A 15,440-nucleotide genomic window follows, 5' to 3' on the forward strand; every position below is an offset into this window, starting at 1 on the left:
TTCAGTCCGGTTTCGTAGCGCCGATCATGTTCTCGAAAATGAGCTGGCAGTCGCGGTAGAAGCGGAGCTGGGCGTCGCCCAGGTAGGGTGCGACCATGGTCAGCAGCTGCAGTACCCCCTGGTGGATGATGACCTGCGGAGCGCGGGGTTCGTGCAGCAACTGGTCGTAGCTGAACCAGTAAGTGAGTGCCAGGGTCATGTTGTCGACCAGGCTCAGCAGCTGCTCCTCACCGGTATCAATGACTGCCTGCTCCAGCAGATTGTGGCAGATGGCCAGCAGGGCCGAGCGCTGCAGTTGCAGCAGGCGTCGAAAGCCCTTGCGCACGGGCGGGTAGCGCTGTAACAGGTCGTCAAGATTGTGATAGAGGAAGCGATACTGCCACATCTCCTCCAGCACCACGTACAGGTAGTACCAGTTGTCTTCAACCCGGTCCGGCTCGGGGCTCAGCGGGCCCTCCAGCGGTGCCCGCAGCGTGTCACTCAGGGCCAGTTCGTACTGCTGGAACAGTTCGCCAATGATCTGGTCCTTGCCCTTGAAATGGTAATAGAGGTTGCCCGGGCTGATATCCAGCTCGTTGGCGATATCGATGGTGGTGGTGTGCGCCTCACCCTCCTCATTGAACAGGGCGAGGCTGGTGACAAGGATGCGGTCGCGGGTTTTCAAGTCAGCCTGGCCGGAGTCGCGAATCAGGCGGGCTTCTTGGCACCGCTCCTGCTGCGACTCGTGGCCGCCTTGGTCTTGGCCGTTACCCGGCGGCTGGCGGCCTTCTTCTTGGCGGCGGGCTTGCGGCTGCCCTGGATCGCCAGCGCCGCGCTCAGGTCATCCACCTTCCGCGTCAGGCGATCGATTTTCTCGTGCAGTGCCAGCAGGTCTTCGCCGCGGGCGGGCAGCTGCAGCTGGAAGCTTTCCCGCACGCGGTGGATGCGGTCCTCCACCGAGGCACGTGCTGCCTTGCTGCTGGAAATTCCCTTGCGGGCCTCATCTTCGAGTGCCGCCCCGGCCTTGACCAGGTCGCGAAACAGTTTCGGGGTTTCCATGCCGGCCTTCTCCATCCTGTCCTGGGCCTCATCGACTGCCCGACCGTAGGCGCCCACGCCTGCCAGCCAAATATTGCGGGCGATCTCGCTCGCCTTGTCGGTGACTTTGCTCTTGTCGTTCTTATCGTCGCTCATAAGCTGTCCTCCACGCCGTAGACAGGTGCTGTCATCCGGCCGGCCATTTAACCAGAAACAAAAAAAAGGGGCCACATGGTGGCCCCGAAAAGAGTCCCTGCCTGGCAGGGCGCAGAAAAGTGGTGCTCAGGCAGCTGAGCGCAGACCGACAGAGGAACGCAGCTCGTCGATGCGGCTGCGGACCTTGGCCATCCTGGCTTCCAGCTTCTTGCGATCGGTCAGGGAATCCAGCTCCAGACGCGGCAGGTCGATATCGTTGATCAGACCCCTGGCGTCTTTCTCGACCTTGCTGCCGCGCTTGACCAGCTCCGCGTAAGCGACATTGGCGGCCTTGCCGCGGGCATCCAGGCGGGCCTGCAGCTTGTCCAGGCGAGCCTGCATTTCGTCATAGGCCTTGCCGTAGAAGCCGAGGCTGGCGAGAAAGGCATTGCGGCTCACGGTGCGGGCGCGGGTGGCCAGCTTGTTGGCGGCCTTTTCCGCTTCACGCTCGTAGGTATTGGCGGTCCTGGTGGCACGACGCTTGTACGTACGAACCTTGGCTTCCACCTGCTCTACGGTTTTCACCGTGGCCGATTTACTGGCAGCACGTGGCCGGCCGGGACCCCGGCGAGGCGTAGTGGTCTTGCTCGCCGCGGTGGTTTTCGGTGCGGCTTTCGCGGCCGTCGCCTTGCGCTTCGCTACAGCCTTTTTCGGTGCGCTTTTGGCGGCAGCCTTGCGCTTCGCTGCAGTTTTTTTCGGCGCGGCAGTCGTGTCTATCGCCGTGGTCTCTGTGCTGGTAGTGGTGTTTTCGTCAATCATCTCAATACTCCTCATCTGGCCCTATCGGTGCAAAGCAACACCGGACGCAGCCACCTTAGGGAATAAAATTAGAATGTTCCTACTAGAAGTGACAAATTCCCGTTTCTGCCATCCGCGCACTCAGACCCTGCGTATTTCCATCCGACCCCGGTATGATAGCGTTGTCCGGGAAGTGATTCGTCCCGGTTCTCTGCAAGCTCTGAATAGTCAGGTGTCCCATGCCCTTGAAAATTTCGCGTTCATTGCTGGCGACAGCCGCGGTTACCGGGCTGGGGCTCGCGCTGTCCTGGGGTTTGCTGGTGGGCAAGCCGGAACCGGTACCGGAAGCCCTGCCCTCCGCAACTGTGCCGCTGGTGGATGTGGTCAATGTCGAGCCGCAGTCGCTGGCCCTGGATGTCGTCACCCAGGGCACTGTGCGGCCGGTGCTGACAATCGATCTGGTAAGCCGGGTCGCCGGGCGGGTGGAATCTGTAGCAGCGGATTTCGCCGCTGGCAGCTTTTTTCGTGAAGGTGCAGCCCTGGTCGCCATCGAGGATGCCGACTACCGCTTCGCCATTGCCCGCGCCCGGTCCCAGGTGGTGGCGGCGGAGCAGCGTGTGGCCGAAGAGGAGGGCAGGGCATTGCAGGCCCAACGCGAGTGGCGCGACCTGGGCAATCCCGCCGCCAATGCCCTGTTCCTGCGCGAGCCGCAGCTGGCCTCTGCCCGGGCTGCCCTGAAAGCGGCGCAAGCGGACCTGGACGCGGCGCAACTGGATCTGGAGCGCACCCGAATTACCGCGCCCTTCAATGGCCGCATCAGTGAAAAATTTGTCGACATCGGCCAGTACGTCACCCCCGGTACCCGTATCGCCAGGGTCTATGCCACGGATGCAGTCGAAGTCAGGCTGCCACTGACTGACCGCCAGGTGGCGCTGCTGGATCTGCCGTTGCACTACCGCAGTGACGACAGCGCGCTGGAGCTGCCCGCGGTTACCCTGCGCACCACCTTTGCCGGCCGCGACTGGGAATGGCAGGGCAGGATCGTGCGTACTGATGCCAGTATCGACGAGAACAGCCGCATGGTGTACGCGGTCGCCGAAGTCCAGGAGCCCTTTGCCCGCGGCCCCGAAGGCGAGAGGCCACCGCTGGTGCCGGGCATGTTCGTCAGCGCCACCGTCGCCGGCCGTACGCTGGAGGCCGTGACCCGCCTGCCCCGCTCGGCGTTGCGCAGTGATGCCGCAGTGATGCTGGTCGACAGCCGCCGACAGGTGGTGGAGCATGCAGTCAGTGTGCTGCAAAGCGAGGGCGGTCAGGTCTGGGTACACGGCCTGCAGCGCGGTGACCGGGTCATTGTTCGCGAGCCCACGGTCACGGTGGCCGGTATGCGGGTAGAGGTCAATGAAGTGGCGCGTGTCGCCGGTGCGGGTCACTGAACGTGGGCGGCCCGGTACGCTGGTTTATCCATAACCCCATCGCCGCCAACCTGCTGATGCTGTTTCTGCTGGTGGGCGGCGTGCTGGGTGTGCCGGCACTGGAAAAACAGTTTTTCCCAACCTTTGAGCTCAATCGCGTGAGCATTGCTCTCGCCTACCCCGGAGCGGGGCCGCGGGAGGTCGAGGAACAGATCTGTATCCGCATTGAAGAGGCCATCCACGATCTCAGCGGCATCAAGGAGATCCGCGCCAGCGCCCGCGAGGGTATCGGCACCGTCGTGGTGGAGGCCGAGCCCGGGTACGACATGCAGCGGCTGACGGCGGAGATCAAGACCCGGGTCGATGCCATCAATACCTTCCCGCTGGAAGCGGAACGTCCGATCGTGACCGAGCTGGCGTTCCGGCATTACATGGCGGCGGTGTCACTGGCGGGCGATCTCGGCGAACGGGACCTCAAGCGCCTCGGCGAGCAGCTGCGCGACGACCTCGCAGCGCAGCCCAACGTGTCCGTGGTAGAGCTGGCGACACCCCGGCCCTATGAAGTATCGGTGGAAGTGTCTGAATACACCTTGCGCCGCTATGGCCTGACCTTCGGTGAGGTGGTTGCGGCGATCCGTGGTTCGTCACTGAACCTGCCGGCCGGTGCAATCAAGGATGCCGGCGGCGACATCCGCCTGCAGACCCGGGGCCAGGCCTACGACCGCTTCGAGTTCGAACGCATTCCCGTCCTCACCCGGCGTGACGGCACCCAGGTGCTGCTGCGGGACGTGGCCACGGTGGTCGACGGGTTCGAGGATATGGATGTCCGTACTCGCTTCAACGACAAACCCTCCCATACCCTGCATGTATTCGTGACCACCAGCCCCAACACCCTGGCGACCAGCGATACCGTCCATGCCTGGGTGGAGGAAACGCGCAAGCGCCTGCCACCGGGGGTCGAGTTGTCGGTGTGGCGGGATTCTTCGGTGCCCTTCAAGGGCCGGGTGGACACCCTGCTCAAAAACGGGCTCGGCGGGCTGGCCCTGGTATTCCTGGTGCTGGTGCTGTTCCTGCGCCCGCGGCTGGCAATGTGGGTGTGCGTCGGCATAGCGGTGGCCTTTGTCGGCACCCTGTTCATACTGCAGTACACCGGCACCAGTCTCAACATGATCTCGCTGTTTGCCTTCCTGCTGATCCTGGGGATCGTGGTGGACGACGCCATTATTGTCGGCGAGTCCATCCACGCCCGCCAGGCGGCCGGGGAGCGTGGTGTTGCCGGCGCGCTCAGCGGTACCCAGGCGGTGATCAAGCCCGTGATCTACGCGGTCGTCAGTACCATGATTTTTTTCGTACCCATGTTCTTCATGCCGGGCGACATGGCACAGGCCGCGATTGCCATTCCCACGGTGGTCATCATCGCCCTGGCGCTGTCGCTGGTGGAGAGCCTGCTGATTCTGCCACCACATCTCGCCCACATGCCGCCGGTCAAGCCCAGCCGGTTCGCCTTCCTGCGTCGGGTGGAGACCCTGCGCCTGCGCTTTGCAGACGGCATGACCCGCTTTGGCAAACAGCGCTATCGGCCCTTCCTGGCCGCCTGCCTGCGCCACAACCTGCTGGTCATGGCGGTGTTTTTCAGCCTGCTGCTGATCAGTCTGGCGCTGTACGGCGGCGGCTGGTTGCGCGCGGCGTTCTTTCCCTCCATCAACTCCGATTATGTGATCGCCGAGATCGAGTTGCCCGAGGGTGGCGCCTTCAGCGACACGCTGCGAGTGCTGCGGCAGGTGGAGTCGGCGGCCCTGCAGGTCAAGCGGGAATACAACGAGAATCCGAAGCTGACAGTTCTCGGTCCCGCTGTTGGCCATATCGACTCCAGTGGCGAGGCCAACAAAATCAGGGTGATCATTGAGACCATCTCCGACGAAATCGACACCCGCGAACTCGCGGACCGCTGGCGCGAAGCCATAGGCGAACTGCCGCCGGTGCAGGATTTCCAGATGGACTACACCATCAACGAGATGGGCAAGCCCATATGCCTGGTCGCCGCCGCGGCGTCCCTGGATGACCTGGTCGCCGTTGCGGCCGAGGTGCGGCGGGTACTGGAGACCTGGCCCGGGGTCTACAACATCAACGATACCCTGCAGGATCCCCAGCAGGAAATCGTGCTGGGGCTGAAGCCGGCGGCGGAGAATCTGGGTATCACTCTGGCGGACCTCGCCCGCCAGGTGCGGGAGGCCTTCTACGGTGCCGAGGTGCAGCGCATCCCCCGTACCCGTGAGGATGTGCGGGTCATGGTGCGCTACCCCGAGGCCGAGCGCCTGTCTGTGGACAACCTCAACGAGATGCGGATACGGACCCCCGCAGGGGATGAAGTGCCGTTCGCGACCGTGGCCGCGATCAGCTACGAACCGGGCTACCTCAGCATTGATCGTCTGGATCGCAAGCGCACCCTGGAGGTATCCGCCGAGGTGGTGCCGGGCAGCGTGGAACCGCGTGCCGTGGTCAATGCCATTCTGCGCGAGCACCTGCCGGGGTGGCAGCAGCGCTATCCCGGACTCACCCTGGCCCTGGACGGGGAACTGCAGGAAGAGTCGGATTTCATGAATGCCATGCTCAAGTACCTGGTGCTGGCAATGCTGGTGATCTATGCCCTGATGGCAATACCGTTCCGATCCTACTTCCAGCCCCTGTTGGTACTCACGGCGGTCCCCTTCGGCATTATGGGAGCGATCTTTGGCCACCTGATACTGAACTGGCAGGTGAGCATGTTCTCTTTTCTGGGGGTGATTGCCTGTGCCGGGGTGGTGGTCAATGACAACCTGGTGTTGATCGACCGCATCAACCAGCTGCGCGCAGCCGGGCATCCGCTGCTGAAGGCGCTGCTGCAGGGCGGCGAGGATCGCTTCCGCCCCATCATCCTGACCTCACTGACCACCTTCGTCGGCCTGCTGCCGATCATGGCGGAGACCAGTGTCCAGGCCCAGTTCCTGATCCCCATGGTGACCTCCCTGGCCTTCGGCGTCCTGTTCGCCACCGGCGTCACCCTGCTGCTGGTGCCCAGCCTGTACCTCGCGGGCGAACAGCTGGGCAACCGCTTCCTCCATCGCAAGCAGCGCCTGCAGGACCTGATCGAAACCACCTGAACCGCCGCCGATTCTTGCTTTGGGAGTTCATGTACCCCTTGGTCGTGGGCGCGGTGGCATATGGACGGGAGTGAAGTTACCGACCGGCCATGTGCCACCTCGTCGGGCGACCCACTCGCCGGTGACCTACCCCGCCCCCAGCGCTGCGTAATGCCGCATCGGGGCGCCGGGCGGGATCTGCTCAGCCGACCTGCGGACCGGCGGCGACGATGGCCGGGGAGACATCGAACTTCTTGATGTTTTCCTGGAACAGGGTCGCCAGTTTGGTGGCCTGCTCGTCGTAGGCGGCAATATTGCCCCAGCTGTTGCGGGGGTTGACGTAGCGGGGGTCGACGCCGGGAATGGCGGTGGGGAAGTCCAGATTGAGGATGTCGAGGTGCTCGCGCGGGGCGTTGAGCAGAGCACCGCTCTGGGCCGCCGCGACGATTGCCCGGGTGACGGGAATCGGGAAGCGGGAGCCGGTACCACCGGGTGCGCCCGAGCCACCGGTCCAGCCGGTGTTGATCAGGTACACCTGGCTGCCGAAATCGTCGATGCGCTTCATCAGCAACTCGGCGTAGTCGCTGGCGGGACGCGGCATGAAGGGCGCGCCGAAGCAGGTGGAGAAGGTGGGGTGGATGCCCGCGGCGGCGCCCAGTTCGGTGGAACCGACCCGCGCGGTATAGCCGCTGAGGAAATGAAACGCGGCCGCCTCCTTGGACAGGATCGAGACCGGCGGCAGCACGCCGGAGACGTCGCAGGTCAGGAAGATTACGCACTTGGGCTCGCCGCCGGCGTTGGATTCGGTGCGCTTGGCGACATGCTCCAGGGGATAGCAGCAGCGGCCGTTCTCGGTCAGGGAGGTATCGCTGTAATCGGCGTGGCGCTGGTCGTCCAGGACCACGTTTTCGATGATGGCGCCGAAGCGGATGGCGTCCCAGATCACCGGCTCGTTTTTCTGGCTCAGGTCGATGGTCTTGGCGTAGCAGCCGCCCTCGATGTTGAACACGGAACCCTTGGCCCAGCCGTGCTCGTCGTCGCCGATCAGGTACCGGTCCGGATCCGCCGACAACGTGGTCTTGCCGGTACCGGAGAGACCGAAGAACAGGGTGGTGTCACCGTCCTCGCCGACGTTGGCAGAGCAGTGCATGGACATGACGTCCTTCTCCGGCAGCAGGAAGTTCTGTACCGAGAACATGGCTTTTTTCATTTCCCCGGCGTAGTTCATGCCGGCGATCAAGACCTTGCGGCGGGCAAAGTTCAGCACCACGATGGCGTCCGAGTTGGTGCCGTGATCTTCCGGAGCGCAGACGAAGCCGGCGGCGTTCATCACTGTCCACTCGGGCTTGCGGCCGACGTTGTACTGCTTGGGACGGATAAACATGTTGCGGCCAAAGAGGCCGTGCCAGGCCGTTTCGGTGACAACCTTTACCGGCAGGTAGTGATCGCTGTGCTCGCCTACATGCAGGTGGGAAACAAAGCGATCGCGCTCACCCAGGTAGGCTTCGACTGCGTCCCACAGGGCGTCGAAGCGCTCGCTGTCGAAGGGACGGTTGACCGCACCCCACTCGATGTGGTCCTCGGTGCTGGGCTCGCGGACGATGAAGCGGTCGGCGGGGGAGCGGCCGGTGCGGTGACCGGTGGTGACCAGCAGGGCGCCGCTGTCCGCCAGGATGCCTTCATCGCGCTTCAGCGCTTCTTCAACCAGCTGCGCGATACCCAGGTCGATGAATTCCCGTGGGGTATTGATATCAAGGGTCATGGTGTGTCCTGTCTTCATGCTGCTGATTGCAGCCCGCCATTGAGGGCGGAGTTGCCTCTGTGGGACTTTCGGGGGGCGCCATTATGTCAGAATCGCCCCCTGATGCGAACCAGAATGGAGAAAAAATCGGCGATCTCCGCCGAGCTTCAATGCAGCGTCGGCGCCGGGCCCGCACGCAGCAAATCGGCCAGGTCCTCGCGCTCGAACCGGTACTGCTGGTTGCAGAATTCGCAATCCACGGTAATGGCGCCCTGCTCCCGGAGAATGTCCTCCAGCTCGGCGCTGGCGATGGCCGACAGGGCATTGCGACTGCGCTGCAGCGAGCAACTGCACTGGAAGGCCAGCGGACGCGGGTCAAACAGCCGTACCGGGTCCTCGTGGTAGAGCCGGTAGAGCAGGTCCGCGGGGGGCAGCTGCAGCAGCTCGGTGGGCGTCACGGTCTCCCCCAGGGTGCAGACATGCTGCCACTGCTGCTCGCGCAATTGCGGGTCGCGGCTAACCTGGGCCGGCAGCTGCTGCAGCAGCAGGCCACCGGCGGACCGGCCGTCACAGGCCAGCCAGAGGCGGGTATGCAGCTGTTCGGATTGCTCGAAGTAGGCGTCCAGGCTGGCGGCCAGCGAGTGCCGGGACAGGGGCACGATGCCCTGATAGCGCTTGCCCCGCAATGGCTCAACGGTGATGGCGAGGGTGCCGTCCGCCAGCAACTGGTCGAAATCCCAGGATGTCGCCAGCTGCGCGCCCCGGGCAATGCCGCGGATCTGCAGGTCACTGCTGCACTCCGCCATCAGCAGCGGAACCTCGCCGTCGCTGCGAGCCTGCAGGATCAGTCGGCCCTCGAACTTCAGGGTAGTGCTCAGCAGGGTGGCGGCGGCCAGGAATTCCCCCAGCAGGCGCTGTACGCCGGGAGCGTACTGATGCACGGCGAGCATATCGCGCAGGCTGGTGCCCAATTGGGCGATTTCACCGCGGATGTCGGCCTGCTCGAACAGGAACCTGCGGCTACTGTCGGCAGCCGGGTTGGCAGCGTGGTTGTCAGCACTCATGGGGCAATTGTAATCCATTCAGGTGGATGGTTGATCCCGCGACGGCAGCGGGACGTATGCTGGTGCAGGGCAAGGTTCAGTATTTGAGGCCAGCAGGGGCTATTTTCAACCAGGCGATGACCCCTGTTCGCAGGGGGGGTACAGTGATGGCATTGACAGCAGCGGGCGCCTCCAGGCGGCCGATCAACTATTAGACAGGAGCGAAAGCATGAGATTCAGCTATCAGATCGGAATGAGTGACGCCGACCACTACCTGCCCCTGGTGCAGGCGGCCGAAGCGGCGGGGTTCGATGGCATTACCATCCCGGACAGCATCTGCTACCCGCAGGAGGCGAGCTCCAAATACCCTTACAACAAGGATGGCAGCCGCGAGTTCCTGGAAAGTGTGCCTTTCCTGGAGAGCCTGATCGCTGTCGCGGCAATGGCCGCGGTCACCGACAAGATTCGCTTTGCAACCTTTGTCTACAAGCTGGCAGTGCGCCAGGTGGCGGTAGTGGCGAAGCAGGTTCAGAGCATCCAGGCGCTTTCCAGCAACCGCTTTGATTTTGGGGTCGGCATCAGTCCCTGGGAGGAGGACTTTGTGGTCTGCGACGTGCCCTGGGAGAAGCGTGGCCTGCGCCTGGATGAGCAGATTGATATCCTCCGCGGCCTGGAAACGGGCGAGTTCTTCGGTTACGAGGGCGAGATCCACAAGCTGCCGGCCATCAAGATGTGCCCGGTGCCGACAGCACCCACGCCCATTCTGGTGGGTGGGCACGCCGAGCCGGCGCTGCGCCGGGCGGCGAAGGTCGGGGACGGCTGGATGTGCGCAGGCGCCGACATGCAGCAGCTGGAAGGCTACATCCGCCGCCTGCACGAGCTGCGCGCCGAATACGGTACCAGCGACAGGACCTTCCGGGTCTACACCACCGGCCAGGACGCATTTACCGAGGCCGGTATCAGCAAGCTGGAAGAGATCGGTGTCACCGATGTGATAATCGGCTTCCGCAACGTCTATGAAATGGAGCCGGACAAGCCGCTGGACGAGAAGATTGCCATGCTCAACTGGTACGCGGGCGAGTTTATCAAGCGTTGATGCGGCAGCGGAGCTCGCCGCCGGCATAGGCCCGGACCCGCGGATGCGCTAAAGTGCGCGCTTTGCGCCGGGCGCTGCCGATGAACAACCTGCTGCTTTATACCATCACGGTGGTGATCTGGGGTTCCACCTGGATCGCCATCAAGTTCCAGCTCGGCACCGTGGCGCCCATGGTGTCCATCGCCCACCGCTCGCTGCTGGCCGCTCTGCTCATATTTCTCTACCTGTTATTGCGCCGGCGCCTGTCGCCGCTGTCGAGGCGGGATCATGTCATGGTCTGCTTGCAGGGACTGTGCCTGTTCAGCGGCAACTACATTTTTATTTACCATGCCACCGCGGAGCTGGCCAGCGGTCTGGTGGCGGTGGTGTTTTCCACCATGGTCATCCTGAATATGATCAATGGCGCCATTTTCCTGCGCCTGCCGGCGAGCAAGATGGTGGCCCTGGGGGCGGGCATCGGCCTGGTCGGCATGGTGGCGGTGTTCCTGCCCCAGCTCGAGAGTTTCAGTCTCACTGACGCCGGCTTTCGCGCCCTGCTGTTGTGTTTTCTCGGCACCTGCCTGGCCTCCTTCGGCAACATCTTCGCTGCCCGCAACAGCCGCGACGGTCTGCCGGTCCTGGTATGCAACGCCTGGGGCATGCTCTACGGCGCCCTGGCACTGTATGGGTTCGCTTTACTGACGGGCACCCCCATAACACTGGACCAGGATTTCGTCTACCTCGGCTCCCTGTTCTACCTGGCGGTGTTTGGTTCGGTGGTGGGGTTCTGGGCCTATGTCACCCTGATCGGCAATATCGGTCCGGACCGGGCCGCCTACAGCTCGCTGTTGTTTCCGGTGGTCGCCCTGCTGATCTCGACCCTTTTTGAGGACTACCAGTGGACGCTGCTGGGCCTGGCCGGCTTTGGCCTGGTGCTGGCCGGGAACTGGCTGGTCATGCGCCGGGGTACGGGCTAACCTGTGCACTGTTGAACTTGACAGGCACAGGCGACCATGGCGGGATTCCGGCTGACCAAACCCTATACCATGCCCAAGGAGGAATTGCGGCAGGCGGCGCAGCGGCTGGCGGAACGGCTCCAGGATGAGCACGGCGTGCGCTCGCGCTGGGAGGGTGACAGCGTGCACATCAAGGGTGGCGGCATCGATGGCCTGCTGTCCTTCCACGATGGGGTAGTCGATGTGTCGGTGCGTCTGGGCCTGCTGGCCTCGGCTTTCCAGCGGCCCCTCAAGGCCGAAGTAGAGCGTTATCTCAACGAGATGATCAGCTGAGTACAGTGACCCCTGCCAGCGGGTCCGGGCTTGCCAGCAGGGCCGCGAAATCCTCCGCCAGGGCCCGGCTCCGTTCCATGCACTCGCGCCAGTAGGCAGTCCGCGCATTGGTACCCAGGCGCTTGAAGTCGGTGCGGTCCGGGATTTTGCGCTGCGGCAGGGAGGCGACGAAGTCACGGCTGGGGCACAACAGCACGAGGTCATCCAGAAGCCGGATATTGGCCTTGCGCCAGGGCAGGAACTTGTCGAACCAGCCCGGGGTGATATCGGCGCGAAAGTGCGGGTACAGGAGCAGGCCTTCGCCACGGTACTGCGGAAGGTCAAAATGGTAGTCTATGATGCCGCCATCCCAGTACTGTCCCGCGGGAGCGCCCGCGATATCCCGCTCCCCCCTCAGAACGAAGGGAATCGAGCCACTGGCGTGCAGGGCAAGAGGCACGGTGGCCGGGCGCAAGGGCGTATAGGCCGTTGCAAAGTCCGTCAGGCTGAACTGGGGTGCCGGTGCGGTGCCGCTGTGGAATACCACGCGCTGGAACGCCAGGTTGAGCAGGCGCCGGTGCAGCGAGTTGCCGACCGCGGCAGCGCCCATGGCGGCGGCCAGCAGCGCGGGCTGCGTGGTGCCCGCCGCACCGCGGCCGCGGGCGGTAACGATGTGGGTGCGGAAGCGAGGATGGGAGGCGATGGCGTCGGCCCCGTCGTCTCCCAGTATCTGTTCAAGCATGTCCGAGCTGGCCGCGCTGATTTCGGCGGTGGTCGGTCGTGGGGAATAGGCCTGACCCAGATAAGCCTGCTGGAAACGGTCCAGCGCCGCTACCGGGTCCGCTTGTGCCAGGCAGGCGTGCCGCCAGGCGCCGATGGATGAGCCCAGCAGGGACAGTTCGCGCTGGCCGCGGGCGAGGAAATCGCCGAACAGCACCCTGTCGAGCTGCCCCAGAATGAGCCACTTGGGGCCCCCGGATGCGCCCAGCAGCAGGCTGAACAGATCCGGGTGCCAGCCCTGTTCGGCGATGCTCGCCGCTGCCCGCTTGCCCAGGTAAACCGACAGCGCCCCGGTACTACTCACCCCGCATATCCCGCGGCGCGCGCCCGGTCCACTTGTGATAGGCCCTGCGAAAGTTGGAGGCGTCGTTGAAGCCGACCAGGTAGGCGATGGTCGACAGGGGCAGGCGGCTGTTCTGCAGATAGCGGGTGGCATGCTCTGCCCGCACCCGGTCCAGCAGCAGCTGGTAGGCGGTGCCCTCCTGTTCCAGGCGCCGGCGGTAGGTGCGCGGGCTGAAGTTCAGCATTTGCGCCACCTGTGGCATCTGCGGGTACTGCCCCTCGAGCTTGCGCAGCAGGCGCAGGGTCTGCTCCGCCACTGACTCGCCCTCCTCAAGGTCCGCCAGCAGGCGGGCGCACTCTTCCTCGTACAGGGAGCGCAGAGCCGGGTTGGACAGGGGCAGGGGGGTGCTCAGCAGCGCGGCGTCGAAGGAAATCCGCCCCAGCGGGCAGTTGAAGTGCACATCCCCGCCAAAGACGTCGTAGTAGATCTGTTCGTGAACCGGGGGTGGATAGGGCAGCTCGACGCGCAGTTGCAGGTCGTTCCTGCCCAGCAGGCCGCGCAAGGTGTTGAAAATGGCGGCGTACATGACTTCGCTGGCAAATTCCACCGGGTTGTCCCGCGGTGCACTGACGGTAGTCAGCACACAGCGATCATTGATGACATCCTGCTCCAGATGTAGCGTGGGGGAGGACAGGAGGTGGTAGTAGCGCAGGAACAGCTCCATCACCTGGCCGAGGTCGCGGCAGGTCATGAAGGCCTGGCCCAGAACGGCGTGTGCGCCCAGGTTCAGGCGCAAGCCCAAGTGCAGGCCCAGGGCGGTGTCGCCAGTCAGGTCGAAGGCGTTGCTGACCAGGCGGCTGAAATCTTCCTCACTGACCCGGGCACCGATCCCGGTCAGGCCGGACTCCGCCAGCGTGGTGCCCGCCAGCAGGCGATCGCGCGCGTAGCCCTGGCTCTCGACCATGTCGATAAGGATAAGAACGTACTGGGCGGGGGCGCTGGCTCTGGGCATTGAACCATTTGGCCACAAATGACCCTATTTTGACAAGACTTTACCTTGTTGACCCCGGCAGGTTCTCCCATAGTATCGCCACATAACTGCCATAAGCCTTCAGGAGAGCATGGTCATGAAAGTAGAATGGACTGGTACCCCCCGCAAGATCCAGCGTTTTGCCGGCGCCGATTACCCGCACGAAAACCCCGATCTTGAGGAGCTGCTGACCGAAGGCGATGTCGATCACATCGCAGAGATTTTCAATACCCCGCTGACCGGTTCCTATAACTGGGACTACAAGGTGCAGGACGACCGCATCAAGAAACTGTACGACCTGGGCAAGCAGCTCAACTGGGATCCGGAGATGGATATCAACTGGGACCGTCCCTGGCCGGAGCAGGACCGGATGCCGGAGCTGATGAACCTGCACACCTACCAGCCCTACCTGGACATGGACGAGGCGACCCGCAAGGAATTCTGGCTGCACATGAACGCCTGGAGCCTGTCGCAGTTCCTGCACGGCGAGCAGGGTGCCCTGCTGGTAGCGTCGCAGCTTTGCTCCTGCGCCCCGACGCTGAACGCCAAGCTGTACGCTGCCTCGCAGACCTTCGACGAGGCTCGCCACGTCGAGGTGTTCAACAAGTACCTGCAACAGCGTATCGGCGTGATGTATCCGATCAATACCCACCTCAAGGCGATCATTGACAAGATCCTGACCGACGCGCGCTGGGACATGAAGTTCATCGGCATGCAGCTGGTGATCGAGGGTCTGGCCCTGTCGGCTTTCAACACGACCCGCGAAACCACGCCGGATCCGGTCCTCAAGGATGTGGTCTACCTGGTGACCCGCGACGAGGCCCGTCACGTGACCTTCGGGGTCAACTACCTGGAGGAGTTCGTCAAGTCGCTGACTGACGAAGAGCGCGAAGAGCGTGCCCAGTTTGCGTACGAGGCCTGTGTCGTCAGCCGTGAGCGCCTGGTCGCAACGGACGTATTCGCCCACTTTGGCTGGGATGTGGAAGAGGCCCGTCTGCAGGTGCTGGAAGGGTTTGTGATGTCCACTTTCCGCAACCTGCTGTTCCAGCGCGTTATTCCGAACCTGAAGCGCATTGGCCTGCTGACCGACAAGGTCCGGCCCAAGTTCGAGGCGCTGGGGATTCTGGAGTTCGAGAACCTGGCAACCGATGGCGATATCGACTGGGCGCTGCTGGAGCGTCCGCTGGATACCGAGGAGGCTCAGGGCTACGAGCAGAGCATGCTGGCCGAGTTCCACAAGATCAACGAAGAGGGGGAAGCTCCGCGCAAGGCAAGCTGAAGGGAGAGGGCTGGGGGTTGCCCTCAGCCCTCCCATTCCAAGCAGGCACAAAAAAGCCGGCGTAGCGCCGGCTTTTTTGTGGAATTCAGGTCTGCAGGGTCAGGCGGAAGCCAGAGCCTTGATTTGCGCGTTCAGGCGGCTTTTGTGCCGAGCAGCCTTGTTCTTGTGGATGATGCCCTTGTCGGCCATCCGGTCGATCACCGGCACCGCGCTGTCGTAGGCGGCCTTGGCTTGTTGTGCGTCACCGGTGCCGATTGCAGCGATGACTTTCTTGATGTTGGTACGCACCAGGGAGCGCAGGCTGGCATTGTGTGTGCGGCGTTTCTCGGCCTGGCGAGCGCGTTTTTTGGCTTGTGGGGAGTTGGCCACTATAGGATCCTCGTGGGTCGGCAAAATTCAGGAGGCGAGATTATTCACATTGGGCCGCTGCTTGTCAACCAGAGAAGGTGTTTCCGGAGGC

14 protein-coding genes are annotated in these 15,440 nt (G+C 63.5%); 6 read left to right on the forward strand and 8 right to left on the reverse strand.

Translation table 11 applies throughout. The features are described from left to right. Nucleotide 1: 1 nt before the first annotated feature. From RLO07_RS10270 to RLO07_RS10280, 3 genes are all read right to left on the reverse strand, one after another. Complete coding sequence (locus RLO07_RS10270) at nucleotides 2–664, reverse strand: TetR/AcrR family transcriptional regulator (protein ID WP_462292049.1); 663 nt, start codon at nucleotides 662–664, stop codon at nucleotides 2–4. A gap of 23 nt (nucleotides 665–687) precedes the next feature. Next, the gene (locus tag RLO07_RS10275; RefSeq protein ID WP_462292050.1) at nucleotides 688–1,173 is read right to left on the reverse strand and encodes a phasin family protein; all 486 of its coding nucleotides are present in this window, start codon (nucleotides 1,171–1,173) and stop codon (nucleotides 688–690) included. Between the two features lie 126 nt (nucleotides 1,174–1,299). Then, entirely contained in the window at nucleotides 1,300–1,971 is a 672-nt protein-coding gene (locus RLO07_RS10280; protein WP_462292051.1) for a hypothetical protein, read from the reverse strand. A 218-nt stretch (nucleotides 1,972–2,189) separates the two neighbouring features. On the opposite strand from RLO07_RS10280, the gene RLO07_RS10285 reads away from it, so the two are divergent. Both RLO07_RS10285 and RLO07_RS10290 read left to right on the forward strand, forming a co-directional pair. After that, nucleotides 2,190–3,383, forward strand: a complete 1,194-nt coding sequence (locus RLO07_RS10285) for an efflux RND transporter periplasmic adaptor subunit (RefSeq protein WP_462292052.1) — start codon at nucleotides 2,190–2,192, stop codon at nucleotides 3,381–3,383. A gap of 2 nt (nucleotides 3,384–3,385) precedes the next feature. Then, nucleotides 3,386–6,502 carry an efflux RND transporter permease subunit gene (locus tag RLO07_RS10290; protein ID WP_462292053.1) on the forward strand — a complete coding sequence of 1,039 codons (3,117 nt, stop codon included), beginning with the start codon at nucleotides 3,386–3,388 and terminating at the stop codon, nucleotides 6,500–6,502. Nucleotides 6,503–6,683: 181 nt separating this feature from the next. On the opposite strand, the gene RLO07_RS10295 is transcribed toward RLO07_RS10290, so the two are convergent. Together RLO07_RS10295 and hslO are read right to left on the reverse strand one after the other, a co-directional pair. Beyond that, entirely contained in the window at nucleotides 6,684–8,261 is a 1,578-nt protein-coding gene (locus RLO07_RS10295) for a phosphoenolpyruvate carboxykinase (RefSeq protein WP_462292054.1), read from the reverse strand. Between the two features lie 128 nt (nucleotides 8,262–8,389). After that, nucleotides 8,390–9,286, reverse strand: a complete 897-nt coding sequence (gene hslO / locus RLO07_RS10300; RefSeq protein ID WP_462292055.1) for an Hsp33 family molecular chaperone HslO — start codon at nucleotides 9,284–9,286, stop codon at nucleotides 8,390–8,392. A 208-nt stretch (nucleotides 9,287–9,494) separates the two neighbouring features. On the opposite strand from hslO, the gene RLO07_RS10305 reads away from it, so the two are divergent. The 3 genes from RLO07_RS10305 to RLO07_RS10315 all read left to right on the forward strand — a co-directional run bounded on the left by RLO07_RS10305 (nucleotide 9,495) and on the right by RLO07_RS10315 (nucleotide 11,629). After that, on the forward strand, nucleotides 9,495–10,361 hold the full coding sequence (locus tag RLO07_RS10305; RefSeq protein WP_462292056.1) for a TIGR03619 family F420-dependent LLM class oxidoreductase: 867 nt from the start codon (nucleotides 9,495–9,497) through the stop codon (nucleotides 10,359–10,361). 80 nt (nucleotides 10,362–10,441) lie between these two features. Further along, nucleotides 10,442–11,317: a DMT family transporter gene (locus RLO07_RS10310; protein WP_462292057.1), complete on the forward strand. Its 876-nt coding sequence runs from the start codon at nucleotides 10,442–10,444 to the stop codon at nucleotides 11,315–11,317. Between the two features lie 36 nt (nucleotides 11,318–11,353). Then, a complete protein-coding gene (locus RLO07_RS10315; RefSeq protein WP_462292058.1) occupies nucleotides 11,354–11,629 on the forward strand; it encodes a polyhydroxyalkanoic acid system family protein in 276 nt (91 codons plus the stop codon). Here the strand turns inward: RLO07_RS10315 and RLO07_RS10320 are convergent. Next, nucleotides 11,622–12,692: a patatin-like phospholipase family protein gene (locus RLO07_RS10320; RefSeq protein ID WP_462292059.1), complete on the reverse strand. Its 1,071-nt coding sequence runs from the start codon at nucleotides 12,690–12,692 to the stop codon at nucleotides 11,622–11,624. The genes RLO07_RS10315 and RLO07_RS10320 overlap by 8 nt on opposite strands. Beyond that, nucleotides 12,685–13,683, reverse strand: a complete 999-nt coding sequence (locus RLO07_RS10325; protein ID WP_462292060.1) for an AraC family transcriptional regulator — start codon at nucleotides 13,681–13,683, stop codon at nucleotides 12,685–12,687. Before RLO07_RS10325 ends, RLO07_RS10320 begins: the two co-directional genes overlap by 8 nt. Nucleotides 13,684–13,798: 115 nt before the next feature. Here RLO07_RS10325 and RLO07_RS10330 point away from each other — a divergent pair, with 115 nt between their 5' ends. Beyond that, entirely contained in the window at nucleotides 13,799–14,980 is a 1,182-nt protein-coding gene (locus RLO07_RS10330) for a ferritin-like domain-containing protein (RefSeq protein ID WP_462292061.1), read from the forward strand. A gap of 99 nt (nucleotides 14,981–15,079) precedes the next feature. On the opposite strand, the gene rpsT is transcribed toward RLO07_RS10330, so the two are convergent. Beyond that, nucleotides 15,080–15,349, reverse strand: coding sequence for a 30S ribosomal protein S20 (gene rpsT / locus RLO07_RS10335; RefSeq protein WP_462292062.1), 270 nt, complete (start codon nucleotides 15,347–15,349; stop codon nucleotides 15,080–15,082). Nucleotides 15,350–15,440: the final 91 nt, after the last annotated feature.

Origin of the sequence: Haliea sp. (assembly GCF_040221975.1) — a bacterium.
GTDB lineage: Bacteria > Pseudomonadota > Gammaproteobacteria > Pseudomonadales > Halieaceae > Haliea.

Coding starts and splice junctions, on each gene's coding strand:
- RLO07_RS10275 (WP_462292050.1), bottom strand. CDS start 1,173: ATGAGCGACGATAAGAACGACAAGAGCAAAGTCACCGACAAGGCGAGC.
- RLO07_RS10280 (WP_462292051.1), bottom strand. CDS start 1,971: ATGATTGACGAAAACACCACTACCAGCACAGAGACCACGGCGATAGAC.
- RLO07_RS10285 (WP_462292052.1), top strand. CDS start 2,190: ATGCCCTTGAAAATTTCGCGTTCATTGCTGGCGACAGCCGCGGTTACC.
- RLO07_RS10295 (WP_462292054.1), bottom strand. CDS start 8,261: ATGAAGACAGGACACACCATGACCCTTGATATCAATACCCCACGGGAA.
- hslO (WP_462292055.1), bottom strand. CDS start 9,286: ATGAGTGCTGACAACCACGCTGCCAACCCGGCTGCCGACAGTAGCCGC.
- RLO07_RS10305 (WP_462292056.1), top strand. CDS start 9,495: ATGAGATTCAGCTATCAGATCGGAATGAGTGACGCCGACCACTACCTG.
- RLO07_RS10310 (WP_462292057.1), top strand. CDS start 10,442: ATGAACAACCTGCTGCTTTATACCATCACGGTGGTGATCTGGGGTTCC.
- RLO07_RS10315 (WP_462292058.1), top strand. CDS start 11,354: ATGGCGGGATTCCGGCTGACCAAACCCTATACCATGCCCAAGGAGGAA.
- RLO07_RS10325 (WP_462292060.1), bottom strand. CDS start 13,683: ATGCCCAGAGCCAGCGCCCCCGCCCAGTACGTTCTTATCCTTATCGAC.
- RLO07_RS10330 (WP_462292061.1), top strand. CDS start 13,799: ATGAAAGTAGAATGGACTGGTACCCCCCGCAAGATCCAGCGTTTTGCC.